General features: G+C 66.0%; 11 protein-coding genes. 6 read left to right on the top strand and 5 right to left on the bottom strand.

All coding sequences use genetic code 11. The features are described from left to right. Positions 1-13,239, top strand: coding sequence for a non-ribosomal peptide synthetase (locus tag NA5_RS05925; RefSeq protein WP_063813216.1), 13,239 nt, complete (start codon positions 1-3; stop codon positions 13,237-13,239). On the opposite strand, the gene NA5_RS05920 is transcribed toward NA5_RS05925, so the two are convergent. Both NA5_RS05920 and NA5_RS05915 read right to left on the bottom strand, forming a co-directional pair. Continuing rightward, the gene (locus tag NA5_RS05920) at positions 13,236-13,562 is read right to left on the bottom strand and encodes a GNAT family N-acetyltransferase (protein WP_062982724.1); all 327 of its coding nucleotides are present in this window, start codon (positions 13,560-13,562) and stop codon (positions 13,236-13,238) included. The two genes, NA5_RS05925 and NA5_RS05920, sit on opposite strands and share 4 nt — an antisense overlap. A 38-nt stretch (positions 13,563-13,600) precedes the next feature. After that, positions 13,601-14,959 (bottom strand): FAD-binding oxidoreductase, encoded by a 1,359-nt coding sequence (locus NA5_RS05915; protein ID WP_062983292.1) that lies wholly within the window; start codon positions 14,957-14,959, stop codon positions 13,601-13,603. A 219-nt stretch (positions 14,960-15,178) separates the two neighbouring features. On the opposite strand from NA5_RS05915, the gene NA5_RS05910 reads away from it, so the two are divergent. Together NA5_RS05910 and NA5_RS05905 are read left to right on the top strand one after the other, a co-directional pair. Next, positions 15,179-15,490 carry a hypothetical protein gene (locus NA5_RS05910; protein ID WP_062982722.1) on the top strand — a complete coding sequence of 104 codons (312 nt, stop codon included), beginning with the start codon at positions 15,179-15,181 and terminating at the stop codon, positions 15,488-15,490. Between the two features lie 75 nt (positions 15,491-15,565). Continuing rightward, positions 15,566-16,123 (top strand): GtrA family protein, encoded by a 558-nt coding sequence (locus NA5_RS05905; protein ID WP_084483919.1) that lies wholly within the window; start codon positions 15,566-15,568, stop codon positions 16,121-16,123. Here NA5_RS05905 and NA5_RS05900 read toward each other — a convergent pair. The 3 genes from NA5_RS05900 to NA5_RS05890 are packed head-to-tail and all read right to left on the bottom strand — an operon-like array spanning position 16,022 to position 17,960. Further along, the gene (locus NA5_RS05900) at positions 16,022-16,660 is read right to left on the bottom strand and encodes a Type 1 glutamine amidotransferase-like domain-containing protein (RefSeq protein ID WP_062982720.1); all 639 of its coding nucleotides are present in this window, start codon (positions 16,658-16,660) and stop codon (positions 16,022-16,024) included. The genes NA5_RS05905 and NA5_RS05900 overlap by 102 nt on opposite strands. A 5-nt stretch (positions 16,661-16,665) precedes the next feature. Beyond that, entirely contained in the window at positions 16,666-17,505 is an 840-nt protein-coding gene (locus NA5_RS05895; protein WP_062982718.1) for a maleylpyruvate isomerase family mycothiol-dependent enzyme, read from the bottom strand. After that, on the bottom strand, positions 17,502-17,960 hold the full coding sequence (locus NA5_RS05890) for an HIT family protein (RefSeq protein WP_174555198.1): 459 nt from the start codon (positions 17,958-17,960) through the stop codon (positions 17,502-17,504). The genes NA5_RS05895 and NA5_RS05890 overlap by 4 nt, the downstream gene beginning before the upstream one ends. A gap of 280 nt (positions 17,961-18,240) precedes the next feature. Here NA5_RS05890 and NA5_RS05885 point away from each other — a divergent pair, with 280 nt between their 5' ends. The 3 genes from NA5_RS05885 to NA5_RS05875 are packed head-to-tail and all read left to right on the top strand — an operon-like array spanning position 18,241 to position 21,127. Continuing rightward, positions 18,241-19,359 carry a Re/Si-specific NAD(P)(+) transhydrogenase subunit alpha gene (locus NA5_RS05885; protein WP_062982714.1) on the top strand — a complete coding sequence of 373 codons (1,119 nt, stop codon included), beginning with the start codon at positions 18,241-18,243 and terminating at the stop codon, positions 19,357-19,359. Continuing rightward, on the top strand, positions 19,359-19,697 hold the full coding sequence (locus NA5_RS05880) for an NAD(P) transhydrogenase subunit alpha part 2 (RefSeq protein WP_062982712.1): 339 nt from the start codon (positions 19,359-19,361) through the stop codon (positions 19,695-19,697). The genes NA5_RS05885 and NA5_RS05880 overlap by 1 nt, the downstream gene beginning before the upstream one ends. After that, positions 19,697-21,127, top strand: a complete 1,431-nt coding sequence (locus tag NA5_RS05875; RefSeq protein ID WP_218020058.1) for an NAD(P)(+) transhydrogenase (Re/Si-specific) subunit beta — start codon at positions 19,697-19,699, stop codon at positions 21,125-21,127. Before NA5_RS05880 ends, NA5_RS05875 begins: the two co-directional genes overlap by 1 nt. The last annotated feature ends 116 nt before the right edge of the window (positions 21,128-21,243 follow it).

Here is a 21,243-nt window from a genome sequence, read left to right as displayed (position 1 = left end):
ATGTCGCACGGCCTGTCATCGGTACGGCCATCGGCTGCCGCTGACACTCTGGTTTTCCCGCTCTCACCAGCGCAGCTGGGCATGTGGTACGCCCAGCAGCTGGATCCCGATGTGCCGCTGTACGAGGCGCAGTACATCGAGATGACCGGACCGCTGGATATCGACGTGCTGATCCGGGTGGGTCGCCAGGCGGCGCACGAATTCGAGTCGGGCGTACTGCGGTTGATCGAAAAGGGCGGTCGGCCATATCAAGTGGTCGACCATCGGATCGATACGGAAGCGCCGTATCTGGACTTCCGTGACACCGCGGATCCGTATGCCGAGGCGCTGGCTTGGATGCGCGCCGATGTGGCGGCGCCGATCGATCTGCTCCGTGATCGGCTTGCGATTTCGGCGCTGCTGCGGGTCGGCGCCGACCGCGTGCTGCTGTACTCGCGGGCGCATCACATCGTGCTCGACGGCTTCGGGGCGGTGAGTCTGCTATATCGGGTCGCCGAGCTGTACAACGCGGCGCTGGCGGGTGACGAGCCGCCGCCCGCGGCGGCGGCGAGCCTGCGGGAGGTGCACGAATCCGAGATGAGCTATCGCTCGTCGACGCGATTCACCGCCGATGCGGCGTACTGGTCCGAACGGATGGCGGGCATGCCGCAGCGGTGCAGTCTGGTGGATGCGGCGGCGCCCGCACACGCACTGGGGCGTCAGCATCGGATCGAGCTCTCACAGCGGACGATCGAGCGGATCGATGCCGCGGCGGAACGCTTCGGTGTCGGCTCGGCCGCATTGGCGATGGCGGCGCTTGCGCTGTACTACGCGCGGATGACCGGTGAGCGGGAGGTGGTGCTGAGTCTGCCGGTCTCCGGACGGACCAATGCGATGCTGCGGCGGTCGGGCGGCATGCTGGCCAATGTGGTGCCGTTGCGGATCGCGGTCACCGAGGACAGCACGGTCGCCGATATCGTCGCGGCGGTGCGGCTCGAGGTGTCGGGTGCGCTGCGGCACCAGCGGTACCGGCACGAGGAAATCCGGCACGATTCCGAGGAGATGGTGCCCGGACGTGGGTTCGTCGGGCCGGTATTCAATATCATGTTGTTCCCGACGGAAGTCGTTTTCACCGGTGTCCGAACGGCGCTGCATGTACTGACTTCGGGGCCGATCGAGGATCTGTTCGTCAACCTCTACCAGCACGGCGCGAACAGCCCGATCCACGTCGACTTCACCGCGAATCCGGAGTTGTACGACGCGGATTCCCTTGCCCGGCACCATTATCGGTTCATCGCGCTGTTCGAGTCGATGCTCGCCGCGGAGCCCGATACACCGGTCAGGGAGCTCGAATACTTCCTCGACGATGAGCGGCATCTGCTTCGCGGGGTACATGGGCCGAAGGTTTCGGCGGTGCGGTTATTGCCCGAGGTGCTGGAGGCGGGATTGCGCGCCGCGGAGGCAGACGCCCCCGCTGTCATATGCGGCGAGCGGTCGTTGTCCTATGCCGAACTGGATCGGCTCTCGAATTCGTTGGCGTGCAAGCTGATCGGGCTCGGTGCGGGACCCGATATTCCGGTGTTGAGCGCGCTGCCGCGATCGATCGAGTCGGTGCTGGCGTTCTGGGGTGTGGCTCGATCGGGTGCGGCGTTCGTGCCGATCGGGGCGGCGAATCCGAGCGAGCGGGTGGCTCGGATGGCGGCGGAATGCGGTGCGCGGCTCGGGATTACCGTGTCAGCGCTGCTTGCGGATCTGCCCGACGATGTGACGTGGATTGTGCTCGATGCCGATGCCGATGCCGATGCCGATGCCGATGCCGATGCCGATGCCGATGCGGCGGCGCACCTGCGTGGGGTCGTGCGGGCGGAGCATGCGGCCTATGTCGTATTCACTTCGGGGTCGACCGGCGTGCCGAAAGGGGTTGTGGTTTCGCATATCGGATTGGCGGGACTTATTGCGGCGGCGCGCTATTCGTTCTATTCGGGGCCGTGGGCGCGGGTGTTGCACTGTTTGAATCCGAGTTTCGATGCCTCGTTACTGGAGTTGCTGCTGGCTTTTTCGGCGGGCGCGACATTGGTGGTCGCGGAGGGGGATCAGGCGGCCGGGAACGAGTTGGCGCGGGTGATCCAGGACCACGGCGTGACGCAGTTGTGTTCGACGCCCGCGGTTTTGGCGACCCTGCCCACCGATGCGCTGGACGGGGTGCACGCGGTGTTCACCGGTGGCGAGAGTTGTCCACCGGAGCTGGTCGCGCGGTTCGGGTGCGGGCGGACCTTGCTGAATTCCTATGGGCCGACCGAGACCACGGTCGCGGCAACCTTCACCGACCGGTTGACGCCTGCGTGGCCGTCGGGGCTTGGGCATCCGGTGCCAGGGCTCGGGCTGCTGGTGCTCGATCGCTGGTTGCGTCCGGTGCCGATCGGGTTCGCCGGTGAGCTGTACATCGTCGGGTCCGGGCTCGCCAGGGGTTATGCGGGGCGAATGGGCATAACCGCCGAACATTTCGTGGCTAATCCCTTCGGGCCGAGTGGGTCTCGGATGTACCGGACCGGTGACCTGGTTCGCTGGCAGCTGGAGCACCCGATCGACGTGGAGCATGATGGGGCGCCGGAGCCAGTGCTGGAATATCTGGGCCGCACGGACTTCCAGGTCAAATTGCGCGGCATGCGGGTCGAGCCGGGTGAAGTGGACGCCGTGCTGGATATGCATCCCGATATCGAGATCGCGGTGACGGTATTGCGCCGCACTGCCGCGGGCGGATCGATGCTGGCGTCGTACGTGGTTCCGGTTGATCATAGGGAATCGCCTGTGCGCCTGGATGTTTCGGACGTACTCGACTTCTGTGCGCACCGTCTGCCCGGACATCTGGTGCCCGGATCGATCACCGTGCTCGATGCGCTGCCGTTGACCGGCAACGGCAAGATCGATCGCCGTGCCCTGCCGGAACCCGAGCTCGTCGTGGCCGCACCGGTGCACGCGACGGGTACCGGAACCGAACGTGCGCTGTGTGCGATTTTCGCGGAAATCCTCGGCTGCCGGACCGTTGACGCTGAGTCGTCCTTCTTCGCACTCGGCGGCGATTCGATCATGGCCATCCAGCTGGTATCCCGGGCCCGTGCCGAAGGGCTGATCTTCGCGGCCCGCGATGTTTTCGAACATCCGACTCCCGCTGAGCTGGCTCGATTCGCCGCGGCACCTGCCGGGCGCCCGATATTGCATGAACTGCCGGGTGCGGGGATCGGCCGGATACCCCGTACGCCCATCGTTTCCTGGCTGCTCGAACAGCCGACCGATACGCGCCGCTTCGCACAGTCGATGGTGCTCACCCTGCCCGTCGGCATCGAGCGAATCCCGTTGGTGCGCACGGTACAAGCCGTTCTCGATCGACACGACGTTTTGCGCGCGATTGTGCTGGATGGGGAACTCGAGGCGCGTCCGGTCGGCGCGGTCGACGCGGACGCACTGCTGGTCGTGGATTCCGATTCTTCGCACGCGTCGGCTCGGGCCATCACAGAAGCCATGGATCGGCTCGATCCGGAGCGCGGCCAGATGCTGGCCATGGTGTGGCTGGATGCCGGGCCGACGCGGCCGGGACGCCTCGTCATGGTGGCGCATCATCTGGTCATCGATGCGGTGTCCTGGCGGATCGTGCTCGCCGATCTGATCACCGCATGGGGCAGGATCGTGGCGGGTGAGGAGCCGGTACTGCCGCCGGTCGGCACGTCGATGCGAACGTGGGCGCACGCTTCGGCCGTGGCCGCCGCCGATGAATCCGTAGTCGACGAGCTGGATTACTGGTCCGCGGTCCTGGCCACGCCGGATCCGCCGTTGCGGAGTGGTCGCGAGCCGGAGATTCTGACGGACGAATCGCGACGGACTCGTGAGCGGATCGAGGTGCGACTGCCGGTAGAGGTGACGAGGACGCTGCTCGAGCGGTTGCCCGAGGTGCTGCGATGCGGGGTTGAGGACGCGCTGTTGAGCGCCTTGGCGTGCGCGGTGACGCGGTGGCGTGGGGACCGGACGCCGGTGCTGGTCAATATCGAGCGGCATGGCCGGGATGAGGCATTGGTGCCGGGGGCAGACCTTTCCCGGACGGTGGGGTGGTTCACCAGTCAGTTCCCGGTGCGGTTGGACGTCGGTGCGGCTGACCCGCTGACGGCATTGAAGGCCGTCAAGGAGCAAATGCGCGCGGTGCCCCGCGGCGGCTACGGGTTCGGGCTATTGCGGTATCTGAATCCAGTTGGGCGCGAACGTTTGTCGGCGGTACAGCCGCGGATCGGGTTCAACTACCTCGGGCAGATGCCTGCTGTCGATGCGGGACCGTGGCTGCCGGATTCGATAGTGACGTCACTGGGAACCGGACCGGACTTGCCCGCGGCCGGGGATATCACGATCGATGCGTTGACCTTGGAGACTGCTGAAGGCCCTGTCCTGCAGGCGGTCTGGCAGTTCAGATCCTTGGCTGCCGATCTGGAAGATATTGCACAGCAATGGATATCGGAACTCACTTCGCTCGCAGACCTGCTGCGCGCCCCGGATGCGGGTGGGTTCACTCCCTCGGATCTGCCGCTGGTATCCGCCACACAACAGCAGATCGACGAATGGGAGTCGCGGTACCCGGCATTCGAGGACGTCTGGCCACTCGCGCCGCTGCAGCAAGGCCTGTTGTTCCACACGCAGTTGGCCGCCGGACGCACCGACGGGTACTCGGTGCAGGCGGTGATCCACTTCGAGGGCGAGGTGGATGTCGCACGGCTGGCGCGGGCCGCCGACGCGCTCGTCCAGCGACACCAGGCGCTGCGGACGGCCTTCCTACCCGGCGACGATGCGACGGTTCAGGTGGTACTCGAGCAAGTCACGGTGCCGTGGGCCTACATCGAAGCGGATGCGACGGAATGCGACCGCCTCGCCGACACCGAACTAGCGAAACCCTTTGCCCCGGACCGGCCACCGCTGCTGCGCTTCCTCTGCGTGCGCTGCGGCGAGCGCGATATCCGGTTGGTGATCACGAACCATCACCTGATCCTCGACGGCTGGTCCATGCCACTGCTCTTCGGTGAATTGCTTGCGCTATACGAAAAAGACTGTGACAGCACCGAATTCGGTCCAGCTGTCTCGTATCGTCGCTACTTGGAGTGGCTGGCGGGCCGAGACCACACCGCCGCGCGAGCCGCATGGGCTGCCGCATTGGCCGACCTACCAGGCCCGACCTTGGTGACCGCCGGGCGGGCTCCCGCTGTGGCCGACGGCGGCCCGAGTCGGTCGAAACCCACCCGGACCACCGACATCCCATTGGCTGAACCGGAGGTATCCGCACTTCAGCGGATTACCGCCGAGCAGGGCGTCACGCTCAATACGGCGGTACAGGTCGGGTGGGCGCTGCTGCTGGCCGAGCTGACGGGGGAGCACGACATCGTATTCGGCTCCACCGTATCCGGCCGTCCGCCCGAATTGGCGGGGGCCGAACGCATTGTCGGCATGCTGGTGAACACGATTCCGGTACGGATCACGCTGAAACCGGCCGAGTCGGTGGCGGATCTGCTCGGGCGAGTACATCGTGAGCAGGCGGTCTTGCTCGAGCACCATACGTTGGGGCTCAATGATATTCAAGGCCCCGTCGGTATGGGGCCGCTGTTCGACACCGCACTCGTATTCGAGTCGTATCCGGTGGATGTCGCGGCCCTGATGGCCGCCGCCGAGCGGGCGGCATTGCGGGTCAGCGGGTTCCGTGCCTACGACGGCACGCACTATCCGCTCGCACTGGCCGTGCACGGCCGGGGTGGCCTGCGTCTGGTGATGAACTACTCGGCGCAGTACTTCGATGAAACCGAGGCGGATGCGCTGGCGGCTCGCCTGGCCCGCATTCTCGCTCGGCTCGGCTCGGATCCGAACCAGCTGGTCATGGCAGTCACCGGAGCCGATCCCGGCGAGGTACTGCGCGCGCGTCCCCAGCCGCTGCGGTTGCTTCCCGAGATTCTGACGGGCGGCATCCAACCGGACCGGATCGCAATCCGTTACGGGCCAACCGAATTGACCTATCGAGAACTCGACGAGCAGTCGAATCGGCTGGCCAGAGCGCTGCTGGCGGCCGGTGCGGAACCGGAAACGGCTGTGCTGCTGGCGGTGCCGCGATCGCCGGAGTGGATGGTCGCGGTGTGGGCGATCGCGAAGACCGGGGCTGCCTTCGTGCCGGTCGATCCGGCCCAGCCCGCGCAGCGGATCATCGATATCGCCGCCGACTGCGGTGCGCTATTCGGGGTGACCGTCGCGACGCTGCGGGATCGACTCCCGGACGAGGTGCCGTGGCAGGTGCTGGACGATCCGAAGGCAACCGCGGCACCGCTGACAGCCGCCGATCGGCGCAGGCCATTGCTTGCCGCACACCCCGCCTACATCGTGTACACCTCCGGCTCGACCGGAGCACCGAAGGGCGTAGTAGTCACCCATGCCGGTCTGAGCGGGCTCGTGGCCGGTACCGCCGCCATCGGAGCCCGGCCGGGCGATCGCGTATTGCATTGTCTGAATCCGAGTTTCGATGGCGCCATCCTGGTGTGGTTGTCCACCTTCGAAACCGGCGCGACCCTGGTGATCGCCCCGCCGGAGGCGAATGCCGGTGCCGAGCTGTGCGCGGTCATCGCCGAATCCGATGCGACCCATGTGATCTCGACGCCCGCGGTGCTCGCCACAGTGCCCGCGGTGGCGGTCGCGGGCGTGCGGGTGCTGGTCTCCGGCGGTGAGGCATGCCCGCCGGAGCTGACCGCCCGCCTCGCTGAGGGTCGGACGCTGCTGAATTCCTATGGCCCCGCCGAAGCAACCGTGGCGGCGACGTTCACCGCTGCGCTGCGTCCGGGAGAACTCGCGGATCTCGGCGCACCGTTGCCGGGAACCGGTCTGGCCGTGCTGGATTCCTGGTTGCGGCCGGTACCGCTCGGCGCGACGGGTGAGCTGTATGTCATGGGGCCCGGACTTGCCCGCGGCTATGTCGGTCAGCCGGGACTGTCGGCGGCGCGGTTCGTGGCGAACCCGTTCGGAACGCCGGGTGAGCGGATGTATCGCACCGGCGACCTGGTCAGGCGGATGTCCCGGCGGCGACTGGAGTACGTGGGTCGCAATGACTTCCAGGTGAAGTTGCACGGCATCAGGGTCGAGCCGGGTGAGGTCGATGCGGTGCTGCGCAAGTGCCACGGTGTCGAGACGACGATCACCGTGCCGCGTCAGGGACCGGCCGGAGCTCATGTGCTGGCCAGCTATGTGGGGCCGACCGAGGATGCGGTACTTACCGCGAACGAGTTGCGGGACTATCTTTCCCAGCGCCTACCGAGACATCTGGTGCCCGCGACCATCACGGTACTGACCGACCTGCCGCTGACCGGAAACGGCAAGGTCGATGTGCGCGCACTGCCCGAACCCGAACTGGCGGTCGCCGAATACGTCGAACCGGTCGGGCGGGAGCGCCTGGTCGCCGATGTCTTCGGCATGGTGCTCGACCGGGAAAAGGTCGGTGCGGCCGACGACTTCTTCGCGCTCGGTGGTGATTCGCTCTCGGCGATCAGAGTCGCGGCTCGGCTCGGTTCGGCACTGGCGGTGTCGGTGCCGGTCCGGCTGGTCTTCGAAGCGCCGACCGTGCGCGCGCTCGCCGCGCGACTCGGTGCGACAGCCGCCATGGATATGTCCGGTCCTCGGCAAGGGCCACGGCCACAATGGATTCCGCTTTCGCCCGCGCAGCAGCGGATGTGGTTCGTCAACCAATACGATCCCGATTCCGGTGCTTATAACGTGCCGATCGTGCTGCGGCTCACCGGAAGGCTGGATCCGGCGGCACTCGAAGCGGCGGTGCGCGATGTGTTCGAGCGGCACGAATCGCTGCGCACGGTATATCCCGCCCGTGACGGCGTCGGATACCAGGTGATTCTGCCAACGGATTCCGTTGTGCCGGACCTCGATCCGACTACCGTCACCGATGCGGAGCTGCCCGGCGCGATCGCGGACTGTGTCGGTGCGGGATTCGACGTGACCGCCGCGGTGCCATTGCGGCTACGCTTGTACCGGCTCGCGGAGAACGCACACGTACTCGTGCTGGTAATCCATCACATCAGCACCGATGGCTTCTCGATGGGCCCACTCGCCCGCGATGTGATGACGGCCTACGCCGCCCGGCTGGACGGTGCGGCACCCGCATGGACCCCGCTTCCCGTTCAGTACGCCGACTACACCCTGTGGCAGCACGAGCGTCTCGGCTCCGAACACGATTCGGAATCGCCACTGGCCCAGCAGATCCGGTACTGGACCGACGCACTCGCCGCCCTGCCCGACCAACTCGCACTGCCCGCCGACCGCCCCCGGCCATCGACCGCATCATTGCGGGCGGGCACGGTCTACCGCGAATTCGACGCGGCACTTACCGCGCGTATCGATGAACTCGCCACCGCGAACCAATGCACGCGATTCCAGGTGCTGCACGCCGCACTCGCGGTGCTGTTCGCCCGGCTGAGCGGCACCACCGATATCGCCATCGGGACTCCCGTGGCGGGCCGTGGCGTCGCCGAACTCGACGATGTGGTCGGCATGTTCGTCAACACCCTGGTGCTGCGCACCGAAATTCGTGCCGCGGAGCCGTTCACCGAGTTGCTCGGCCGGGTGCGACGCACCGATCTCGACGCACTCGCCCACGCCGACGTGCCCTTCGAGCGGCTGGTCGATCTGCTCGACCCCACCCGCTCGGCCTCCCGGCACCCCTTGATTCAGACAATGCTGGTGATGCAGAATCTCGCGCCGGTCGAACTCACCCTGCCGAATCTGCGTGCCGAAGCACTGGATCTCGACCAGCAGCACATCCGTTTCGATCTGAGTGTCACGGTGGCGCAGACAGATTCGTCCGGCCTGTCGGTACGGATCGCATACGCCACCGACCTCTTCGACCGTGCGACCGTCGCGCATATGGCCGAACGCTGGCTGCGCGTGCTGCGCGCGGTAGCGGCGAATCCGGAGGTACCGGTCGGTGATATCGAATTGCTCGCGCCCGCCGATCGCCGAGATCTGCTGTCGCGACGGGCACGGATCGAGCGGCCACCGCGGGTGCTGGCAGATCTGCTCGCCGACGCGGTCACCGCGAACCCGGGCGGCATCGCCCTGGTCGACGGCACTGCAACGTTGACCTATGCCGAACTCGACGAACACTCGAACCGACTGGCCCGCCAACTCATCGACGTCGGTGCGCGCCCAGAAGCGCTGGTAGCGGTGGCCCTGCGCCGCTCGCTCGAGTCGGTGCTCGCGATCTGGGCGGTGGCCAAGACCGGCGCGGCCTTCGTCCCCGTCGACCCCGGCTACCCCGCCGAGCGGATCGAACAGATAATCGCGGACTCGGGTGCCGAACTCGGCATCACCCGGACTTCGATCGCGCCGAGTCTGCCGACTTCGACGCGGTGGCTCGCCCTCGATAACCCGGACTTCATCGAATCATTGGATGCCACATCGAGTTCGCCGATCGGATCGCGGAACGTGCGGCCCGAGAACCCGGCCTACGTCCTGTTCACCTCTGGATCAACCGGTAGGCCGAAGGGCGTCGTCGTCACGCACACCGGTCTCGCCAATCTTGCTGCGGCACAGCAGAAACGCAATGCGACCACCAGCGTCTCTCGCGTCCTGCACGTCGCCTCACCGAGTTTCGACGCAGCGGTTCTCGAACTTCTGATAGCAGTCGGTCCGGCGGCAACGCTGGTCATCGCGGGCGGCACCGCATTCGGTGGCCCCGAACTCGCGGAACTGCTGATACGCGAACAGGTTTCGCACATCGCTCTGACGCCATCGGCGCTGGCTTCGGTCGACCCGGCCGGATGCGACACCGTGCGCGTCATCATTACCGGCGGTGAGCCGTGTCCGCCCGATCTGGTCGCCCGCTGGGCCGCGCCGGATCGCCTGCATTTCAACGATTACGGCCCAACCGAAACGACGATCTGGGCAACAGGAAGCAACCCGCTGCGGGTAGGCGAGGAGGTCACCATCGGCGGTCCCATCGCGGGCATGGCCGCACTGGTGCTCGACGATCGGCTGCACCCGGTGCCCGAAGGCGTTGCCGGTGAGCTGTATCTGGCGGGTATCGCAGTCGCTCGCGGCTATCACGCCCGCGGCGGCCAGACCGCATCGCGGTTCGTCGCCGACCCGTACGGCGTGCCGGGTGAACGCATGTACCGCACCGGTGACCTGGTGCGCTGGCGCGGCCGCGACCTCGAATACCTGGGCCGCTCGGACCTGCAGATCAAGCTACGCGGCCTGCGCATCGAACTCGGGGAAATCGAATCGGCGCTGCTCGCCGACCCGGCCGTGGAGCAAGCGGCGGTGAGCGTGCACACCGATGCGGCAGTCGGTGAAGTCCTCGTCGCCTACGTGGTACCCAGCGCCGATTTCGCGCCGGATCTGCTCAAAAACGCGGTGGCACAGCGACTTCCGTCCTACATGGTGCCCTCGGTCATTATCGCGCTGACCGAACTGCCGCGAACCGCGAGCGGAAAGTTGGACCGCAAGGCGCTGCCCGCACCCGATCTGCGCGGCGGCCGGTATCGCGCCCCCGAGACGCCCACGGAGCGAGCAATCGCCGAAACCTTCGGTGAACTGCTCGGTGTCGCCCGCGTCGGCCTCGACGACGACTTTTTCGCCCTCGGCGGCAATTCGCTGATCGCCACCCGCGTCGTCGCCCGGCTCGGCGCCGCACTGAATACCCGAATCCCGGTCCGCACTGTCTTCGACGCGCCCACCGTCGCCGACTTTGCCGAGGCGATCCGGACCGCGTCCGCCCCGCCCGGACCGCGGCTCGGACCGCGCGAGCGCCCACGCCACATCCCGCTCTCGGCGGCCCAGCGGCGCATGTGGTTCCTCAACCGCTACGACCCGAGTTCACCCGCGCACAATGTGCCGATCGCCGTCGAGGTTCGCGGTGACCTCGATCCGGAACTGCTCCGCGCGGCCGTCCCGGATCTGGTCGCACGGCACGAATCACTACGCACCGTGTACCCGGTGGATGCCGCGGGCGACCCATACCAGAAAGTCCTGCCCGCAGCGGAAGCCTTTGTCCCGGTGGTGGTCTCCGATATCGGCGAGGAGACCGTGGCCGAGTTCGCCATGCGCGCCAGTGGACACGGCTTCGATCTGACCCGAGAACTTCCGCTTCGCGTGTGGCTGCTACGCCTGGAACCCGAGCGCTGGGTGCTCATCGTCGTCATGCACCACATCGCCTCGGACGGCTGGTCATTGGCGCCGCTTACCCGCGACGTGCTGCTGGCCTACGCCGCGCGCCGGGGCGGTACCGCACCGCAATTCGCACCGTTGCCGTTGCAATACGCCGATTACGCGCTGTGGCAGCACGAATTGCTCGGCGCTGACGACGATCCGGACAGTGCGGCGCATCGCCAGCTGGAGTACTGGCGCGGTGCACTCGACGGACTGCCGGAGGTATCGGCGCTGCCCACCGACCATCCACGGCCGAAGGTGGCGACGCATCGTGCTGGCATGGTCGAGTTCGATATCGGAATCACGGTGCAGCAGCGGATTCGCGAGATCGCGCGCTGGCACGGCGTAAGCGTCTTCATGGTGGCCCATGCCGCGCTCGCAGTGCTGCTCGCCAGGCTCTCCGGTGCCACGGATGTGGCGATCGGTTCGGTCACCGCGGGTCGCGGCGACGGGGAACTCGATGATCTCGTCGGGATGTTCGTCAATACCCTGGTCCTGCGCACCCGGATCGAGCACGACGCCACCTTCGAAAACATCCTCGCCACAGTGAAAGACGCCGATCTGGATGCCTTCGGCAATGCCGATCTGCCGTTCGAACGACTGGTCGAGGTGCTCGCACCCGCCAGGTCGACGGCGCATTCGCCACTGTTCCAAGTGATTCTGGTGTTCCAGAACTTCGATCGCGAGCCGCTTCGGTTGCCGGGCTTGGAGATCACACCGGTTTCGCTGGCCGCGGTCGGAGCCAAATACGATCTGGAATGGATGCTGGCCGAGGAATTCGATGCCGACGGCGCACCCGCCGGTATCACCGGAACCCTGACCTTCGCCCGCGATCTCTTCGAACAGTCGACCGCGGAAACCCTGACGCGCAGATTCGTTCAGGTGCTCGAAGAAGTCACCGCTGACCCCGCCGTCGTCATCGGTGAACTCGATGTCACCGCCCCGCCGGGCACGGTCGTGCACCAGCCCCCACCAATGACCGTGCGGCGCAAGGATTTACCGTATCGTCCACCGGTCACCAGCACCGAACGTCTGGTTGTGGACGCATTCGAAGCCGTACTCGGTGCGGACCGAATCGGCCTGGACGACAACTTCTTCGAACTCGGCGGCACCTCCATGGTCGCCATCCGACTCGTCACCGAAATCCGCGAACGCAGCGGCTTCAATATGCCGGTGCAGTGGATGTTCGGCGAACCGACGCCCGCCGTCCTAGCGCAACGCATCATCGAGGGTGATCAGCCAGGCGTCGATCCGGCTTTGCGCACCGTCCTGGCCCTGCGCCCGAGTGGCACGGGTCCCGGACTGTTCTGCATCCATCCCGCCATCGGATTGGCCTGGTGCTATGCCGGTTTGGTGCAGTACCTCGACGGCGATCACCCGATCTACGGCCTGCAGTCACCGGCCGTGGCCGACGGCGTCCGACCGGACGGCACCCTCACCGAACGCGCTGCCCGCTACGCCGACCACATCCTGCTCACCCAGCCCGCTGGCTCCTACCGCCTGCTCGGCTACTCCGCGGGCGGCCCGCTCGCCCATGCGGTCGCCGTCGAACTCCAGCGCCGCGGCGCGGAGGTGTCGGCCCTGGTCCTCATGGACGGCCGCGCCGATGTCGAACCGGAAAGCGCCGTCGAGATGCCGCCCCCGGAGGCATTGCTCGCCGAATTCGGCGGTATCGATCCAGCCCTTCTCGACAATCTCGACGGGGATGCGGCGCTCCCCGACCGCGCCGCCGAACTCCTGCGCGCCGCCGGCGGCACCTTCGCGGCCCTGACCCCCGCCGACCTCGAGCGCCTCTATCTCGACTACCAGCAGCTGATCCGGGAAAGCGCCGAATACCACCCGGCGGTCTTCGACGGCGACGTGCTTTTCTTCAGCAGCACCAACAGTCGACCCGGGTACCTGCCCAACTCCGAAACCTGGCGACCCTATGTCACCGGAACCATTGCCGACTACCAGGTCGGCCACGAACACAACAAACTCACCAGCCCGGAAGCTCTGGCGGTGATCGGACCGATCCTCGCGGACTACCTGCGCTAGGCGACCAGATCGGCGTATTCGCGGTGCTCCGCGATGTACTTCTCGACGTACCAGCAGGTCGGGATGATGGCGAAGCCATGGGCCCGCGAATCCCGCAGCGCGTACTCCACCACCTGAGCGGCCACGCCGCGGCCGCGGAACTCCGGGAAGGTCATGGTGTGGTGGAAGTCCCGCACCTTAAGGGGATGGTTGTCGGCGGAGCCGACGGGGCGGGTGAGATCAGCATCGTCTTGTTCGGCGTAGTCGGCGTACCCGGCGAGGGTGTCGTCGAGATAGATCTCGAATCGGGTATCGGCGACATTGTGCTCGAGCCTGGTGGTCATGATCGGGTGAAACTCCTCAGCGGCTGGGAATGTTCCGTTTACAGAATCGCGCCTGGGTTGAGAATGCCATGCGGGTCGAGCGCATCCTTGATCCGGCGAGTGAGTGCCATCACATCGGGGCCGAGTTGATCTGGCAGCCACGCCTTCTTCAACCGGCCAACCCCGTGTTCGCCGGTAATGGTGCCGCCGAGCTGGATGGCCAGGTCCATGATCTCGCCGAAGGCGCGGTGCGCGCGTTCGGTCATCGCCGCATCGGTCGGATCGTGCACGATAAGTGGGTGGGTATTGCCGTCCCCGGCGTGCGCGATCACCGAAACCAGCACGTCATTGCGTGCCCCGATGGCCGCGATGCCATTGACCAGATCGGCGAGCCGCGGCAGCGGAACACCGACATCCTCGAGCAGCAGCGGCCCGATCTTCTCCACCGCAGGAATGGCGAAACGCCGTGCGGCGGTGAAGGCTTCGCCTTCTTCGGGATCCTCGGTGTGGAAAACCTCGGTGGCACCGGCCTTTTCGCAGATGCCGACCATGATCTCGGCCTCGTGCCTGGCGAATTCGCCCGGTGCGTCCGAACGGGCGACCAGCAGCGCGGCAGCCTCGCGATCCAGACCCATCCGCATCTCGTCCTCGACCGCATTGATCGCGACGGCATCCATGAACTCGAGCATGGCGGGCCGCAGGGTGCCGGTGATGCCGAGGATCGCCTCGGTGGCGGCGGTCAGCGTCGGGAAGGTCGCGACCACGGTGGACTGCGGCGGTTGGGCGGGCAGCAGACGCAGAGTGAGTTCGGTGATCACCCCGAGCGTGCCCTCGCTGCCGACGAACATCTTGGTCAGCGACAGGCCCGCCGAATCCTTCAGCCGTGGCCCGCCGAGCCGCACCACCGTGCCGTCGGCGAGCACCACCTCCATGCCGAGCACATAATCGGTGGTCACGCCGTATTTCACACAGCACAGGCCGCCCGCATTGGTGGCCGCGTTACCGCCGATGGAGCAGATTTCGAACGAGGACGGGTCCGGTGGATACCACAGGCCGTGCTCGGCGACCGTGCGTTTGACCTCGGCATTGAGCAGGCCGGGCTGGACCACCGCGGTGCGGGTGACCGGGTCGACGGTGATCGCGCGCATGCGTTCGGTACTGAGCACGATGCCACCGTCGACGGCCGTGGCACCGCCGGACAGTCCGGATCCGGCCCCGCGCGGCACCACCGCGACCTGGTGTTCGTGCGCCCACCGCAACGTCGCCGCGACATCATCGGTGCCGGTCGCGCGGACCACGGCCAGCGGTGTGCCAGCGCTCGGATCGCGCGCCCAGTCCTGCCGATAGCCCGCCAGCAGGTCGGGATCGGTGAGTACCGCGCCATCGGGCAGGCGGGAGATAAGGTCATGCAGGTCCACACAGATCACGCTATACGGCGGGCGCGGCCCAGGGTGAGCGCCCGACTGTAACAGCCGCGCGTCCGGTTCTCCCTGGAGGTTTGCTACAACACCGAGCCCAGCGGGATGTGGGCCGGTCCAGTGGTGCCGGGTCCGTCCGCCGATAAGAATTCCGGACAAGGCGCCCGTTCGGGGCGCCGTCCGATTCCAGTAGGCGCGCAGGCGTGCCGAGGAGGTCTCATGCAGGTCGAGTCGCCGGATTACCGTGATTTGGTCGCTGCCGTGTTCTCCTATGAAGTCGTCGACGGGGGCATCGATCCGGATTCGTTGCGCCGCATTCACGCTGGCGATATCGCCGAATGGATTACGGCACTGGATCGCTCGGGCATGTTCGGCAAGACCACCGTCGCCACTCTGTCCGACCAGTGGCACCGCAACCCTCGCCTCCTGCTCGAGGCGCTCCTCGACGATGTCGACGACGTCACCCGCCGCCGCTGCCTCGTCGCCTGGTCCGCCCTGGACCGCCGTTCAGCGCTCACCCGGATCGGCTGATCGGGATCGGGTTCCATCTGATCTTGTTTCCTGGACGATCACCTGGTGGACACCTGCCGCTGACAAGCTGGCGGCGTGACGAGTACCGAGACCCTCGTGGCGGGCTTCTCCCGCTGGTGCGAGGTCGTCGTCGCGCGGCTGCCGTTGGGGCTGAATCGCCTTGTCGCCCCGACGTTTCTAGGTTTCGCGCTGATCAACGGCTGCACCTTCGGTATCGATCTGGCGCTGCTCACGGTGCTGCACGGCTGGTTGGGACTGCCGGTATGGCTGTCGGTCACCGTGGCCTATATCTGCGCGTTCGGGCTCAGCTTCGTGCTCAATCGCACCTTCAACTTCCACTCGCATGCGCCGGTCGGCAGACAGGCCGTGGTCTACGTGCTTGTCGTGGTGATCAACTACCTGGCCTTCATACTCGGCGTCGGCAGCGGACTGGCCGCACTGGGTTTGGAATATCACCTGTCCCGGTTGCTGGCGGGGGCCTGCGAGGCGGTCTATATGTATAGCGCGATGCGCTGGGTGGTGTTCCGCGGCCTATCGCAGGATCGCGAGATCGTCGCCGTCGACCACGACGACATCGTCGTCGGTGAGCGCCCAGTGCGCGATGCCCTCGGCCCGATAGCGAGCGGCGAGTAGCGCGGACGCACCATCCGGATCGGTTGCGGAATCCAGATGCGGCACGATGCGATGATCCACCAAACCCAGTCCGTCCCATTGCGGTTCGATACCGCACGCCGGTCCGACCTCGGCAGGGTCATCGATGGATTCCAGGCCGTGCAGATCCGGGGTCAGCAGACACGCCCCGGCGCTGTACCCGGCGTACACGAGTGCGTCGGCGGCAAGCAGCTTCGGCAGTACGAAATCGGCCCCGCTGCGGGCGAATTGGGCGCGCAGGACAAAGGTATTGCCGCCGCGCACCCACACCAGTGGGTATTCGGTCAGGGTGGCTTCCAGTTCGGTTGCGCGTCCGATGAATTCGCGTAGATCGAGCACGTCGGGGGAGTATCCGAGCTTGCGCAGCGGGGTCACGTCACTGGTGACCGCACCCGCCCAGGCCGCTGGCCAGGCGTCGCAGGCATTGGGAATCACCGCGACTCGGCCCGGCTCGCCGACAAGCGCGGCGAGCCGGTCGTAGTGTGCGCCGAATCGGTAGCTGGACAGGAAGAGTCGCACGGGGCTCAGATGGTGAAGGCCAGGCTGCGCACCAGTCGGTTACCGAGTTCGGCGTCGCCGGAGATGGTGAATTCGCCTTCGTGTGCATCCGCGGTGGTGCGTCCGCCGCGCAGTCGGGCGAACAGACCGGAACCCATCCGAACCACCACGGTCGCGGGTGCGTCCAGTTCCTCGACGATATTGGCGCGGCCGTCCACCGCGACATGCAGCGTCTGCGGCAACGGACCGGTCAGCTCGAAGGTGATGCGCGATCCGTCCGGCGCCTGCGCACCCTTCGCCACCGCCCGCCCGATGGTGGCGGTGAGTTCGCCGAAGGCCCGCTCGGCGCGCGGGCCGCCCTCGTCGACGGAAATGCCGAGCGCGTCGGCGATATCGAGTTCGTGCATCCAGCAGTCGAACAGTCGCACCCGCATGAACCGGCCATAGCTGACCTTGCCGATCGGCGAAACGGTCTCGGCCTGCCATTCCGCATCTCCGAAGGATGCCAGCGCCGCACGCCTGCGGTCGATGACATCGCGGTACAGCTCGAGCAGTCGCTTACCCGACAGCGGCCGCAACCGGTCGACCCAGATCTCGTTGAGCACACCGGTTTCATTGCGCACATGCGGCAGCGTGGTCACATCGGTTTTGGGCCGGATCGGATCATGCGCGGGCGGGCGCTCGCCGAGCAGCCAGGACTCCGTCCCGACGACGTGTGCGACCACATCGAACAGCGTCCAGCCCGGCAGCGGAGACGGTGTGCGCCAACGCTCTTCGTCCAGATCGGCGACCAGGGTCGCGATCGTCTCCCATTGCTCGGACAGCAGGCCGGTCAGCTCCGTCCGTTCCCGGGTCGAGTCGGTCATTCCTGCTCCTCGGCGCTGGTCTTGTCGTCGTGTGCCAATGCCGATATTCCGGCGCGGATGGCGGCCGCGGTGGACTCGGGATCGTGCGGGCGCCGCAGCAGCAGTCCGGCGGCGAAGCTCAGTTTGTCGCCGTGCCGACGCGGGATCACGTGCAGGTGCACGTGCGGGACGGTCTGGAAGGCCGCGGTGCCGTCATTGAGGACGAGATTGGCGCCGTCCGCGGCCAGATCGCTGCGTCTGATCGCCAGCGCGAGCCGGTGTCCGGCGCGGAAGATATGCGCACCCGATTCGGCGTCCAGATCCTTCAATTCGGCTGCGTGTCGCTTCGGGATGACCAGGGTGTGGCCGCGGGCGATCGGGCGAATATCCAGGAATGCGCACAGCGTGTCGTCCTCGTAGACTTTGGTCGCCGGGGCCTGTCCCGCCGCGATGCGGCAGAAGACGCAGTCGTTCACACCGCCGACCATACGGCTTACCGCTCACCGGGAAATACTCGGCCATGACGCATGTCACTATCGGAAGGTATTGCGTCGCGCCTACCAGGATTTGGAACCTAGTGATGGTCGCGAATCCGACATAACGGCGGAATCCGGCCGCAACTTGTGACCGCCATCTCAGCTACGCTCACCGCGAGCCGGGTACAGTTGCGAGGATTTGGACGAACTTACTCCGAAGTAACATCGTCCCGGCCGTGACCGGTTGCTTGAAGCTGAGCCAGAGAAGGAAGTCTGACAAGTGGAGACAACGCAGAGCGTAGGCGACCAGTCGCCGCGCGGAGCGCGTGTCGGAGTCGTTCGCGAGTCGAACGCGGGCGAGCGGCGCGTCGCATTGGTGCCCAAGATCATTCCGAGCCTGCTGAAGCAGGGCGTCGACGTAGTGGTCGAAGCGGGCGCCGGACTCGGTGCGCTCATTCCGGACGCGGCCTATGTGGATGCGGGCGCGACCATCGGTGATCCGTGGTCGGCCGATGTGATCGTGAAGGTCGCGCCGCCGAGTGACGCCGAGGTGGCGAAGCTGACCAGCGGACAGACCCTGATCGGCTTCCTGGCCCCGCGCAATGCCGAGAACCAGATTCCGGCGCTGAAGGCGGCGGGGGTGCAGGCCTTCGCCGTCGAGGGGATTCCGCGTATCTCGCGTGCCCAGGTGATGGACGCCCTGTCCTCGCAGGCCAATGTCTCCGGTTACAAGGCTGTGCTGCTGGCCGCGTCGGAGTCGACGCGTTTCTTCCCGATGCTGACCACGGCGGCGGGCACGGTGAAGCCCGCGACGGTGCTGGTGCTCGGTGTGGGTGTCGCGGGTCTGCAGGCGTTGGCGACGGCGAAGCGTCTGGGTGGACGGACCACCGGTTACGACGTGCGCCCCGAAGTGGCCGACCAGGTGCGTTCGGTGGGGGCGCAGTGGCTCGATCTCGGTATCGATGCCGCGGGTGAGGGCGGATACGCCCGTGAACTCACCGACGAGGAAAAGGCCAAGCAGCAGCAGGCTTTGGAGGATGCGATCAAGGGCTTCGACGTGGTGATCACCACCGCGCTCGTGCCCGGGCGTCCCGCCCCGCGCCTGGTGACCGCGGCTGCGGTGGAGGGTATGAAGCCCGGCAGTGTGATCGTGGATCTGGCCGGTGAGACCGGCGGCAACTGTGAGCTGACCGAGCCCGGTGAGACGGTGGTCAAGCATGAGGTGACCATCTGCTCGCCGTTGAACCTGCCCGCGACGATGCCCGAGCATGCCTCGGAGTTGTACTCGAAAAATATTGCGGCGCTGTTGGAGTTGATGTTGGTCGATGGGAAGCTGTCGCCCGATTTCAGTGACCAGGTGCTCGCCGATTCCTGTGTTACTCGTGAGGTGGATGCCTGATGTACACCGAACTGCTAGCCAATATCGCGATCCTGGTGTTGTCCGGGTTCGTCGGGTTCGCCGTCATCTCCAAGGTCCCGAATACGCTGCATACGCCGTTGATGTCGGGTACCAACGCGATTCACGGCATTGTCGTGTTGGGTGCGCTGGTCACTCTCGGGAATGTGCAGGATCCCTCGATCCTGACTCAGATCATTCTGTTCGTCGCGGTCGTGTTCGGAACCCTGAACGTTATCGGTGGTTTCGTGGTGACCGACCGGATGCTCGGAATGTTCAAGGGTAAGAAGGCCGCACCCGTGAAGGCTGCCTCCGCGGAGCGGTCAGAGGGAGCTGCGTGATGCATACCTTCGACAATGTGACCTACCTGGTCAACGGGCTCTACATCATCGCCTTCGGCATGTTCATCTACGGTCTGATGGGTTTGACCGGACCGAAGACCGCGGTGCGCGGCAACCTGATCGCCGCGGCGGGCATGGTGATCGCGGTTGTGGCGACAATGATTTCGATCCGCCACACCTCCAACTGGATCCTGATCGTCGCCGGTTTGGTCGTCGGTGTGGTGTTGGGTGTGCCGCCCGCCAAGTTCACGAAGATGACCGCGATGCCGCAGTTGGTGGCCGCGTTCAACGGTGTCGGCGGTGGCACGGTCGCGTTGATCGCGTGGTCGGAATTCCTCAATTCCCAAGGTTTTTCGCATTTCGATGAGGAACCCACCGTGCACATCGTGATCGGCTCGCTGTTCGCGGCGATCATCGGTTCGGTGTCCTTCTGGGGATCTTTGATCGCCTTCGGCAAACTGCAGGAAATCCTGCCCGGACGTCCGATCGGAATCGGCAAACTCCAGCAGCCGCTGAACCTGCTGCTGCTCGCCGGTGCGATCGCGGCCGCGGTGGTCATCGGTATCGGCGCCACCAAAGACGGTGTGCCCCAGATCTGGATGATCGCGGTACTCGTGCTCGCCGGTGTACTCGGGCTGATGGTCGTGCTGCCCATCGGCGGCGCGGACATGCCGGTGGTCATCTCACTGTTGAACGCGTTGACCGGTTTGTCGGCGGCCGCGGCGGGTTTGGCGTTGAACAACACCGCCATGATCGTGGCGGGCATGATCGTCGGCGCGTCCGGCACGATCCTCACCAACCTGATGGCCAAGGCCATGAACCGCTCCATCCCCGCCATCGTCGCCGGTGGATTCGGTGGCGGCGGCACCGCTCCCGGCGCTTCCGGTGGTGAGCAGAAGCAGGCCAAGGCCACCTCCGCTGCGGATGCCGCGATCCAGATGGCCTACGCCAACCAGGTCATCGTTGTCCCCGGCTACGGCATGGCCGTGGCCCAGGCCCAGCACGCCGTCAAGGAAATGGCATCGTTGTTGGAGGCCAAGGGCGTGGAAGTCAAATACGCCATCCACCCCGTCGCCGGACGCATGCCCGGCCACATGAACGTGCTGTTGGCCGAGGCCGAAGTCTCCTATGATGCGCTCAAGGAAATGGACGACATCAACGGCGAATTCTCCCGCACCGACGTGGCTTTGGTGATCGGCGCCAACGACGTCACAAACCCCGCCGCCCGCGAGGACTCCTCGTCCCCGATCTACGGGATGCCCGTTTTGAACGTCGACCAGGCCAAGAGCGTGATCGTGCTCAAGCGTTCGATGAACAGTGGTTTCGCCGGTATCGACAACCCACTGTTCTACGCCGACCACACCTCCATGCTCTTCGGCGACGCCAAGAAGTCCGTCGGAGCGGTCACCGAAGAACTCAAGGCACTGTAAGTACGTAAACACGAAAAGCCCTCGGCACCTGCCGAGGGCTTTTCGTTTCCTGGCCTACTGGTCCTGGTGTCGGCTTCTCGTGCACGTTTCGAGCATTTGCATGGCTGGTGTTTCGA

Origin of the sequence: Nocardia anaemiae NBRC 100462 (assembly GCF_001612725.1) — a bacterium.
GTDB lineage: Bacteria > Actinomycetota > Actinomycetes > Mycobacteriales > Mycobacteriaceae > Nocardia > Nocardia anaemiae.
This window is presented reverse-complemented; position numbering and strand designations above follow the sequence as displayed.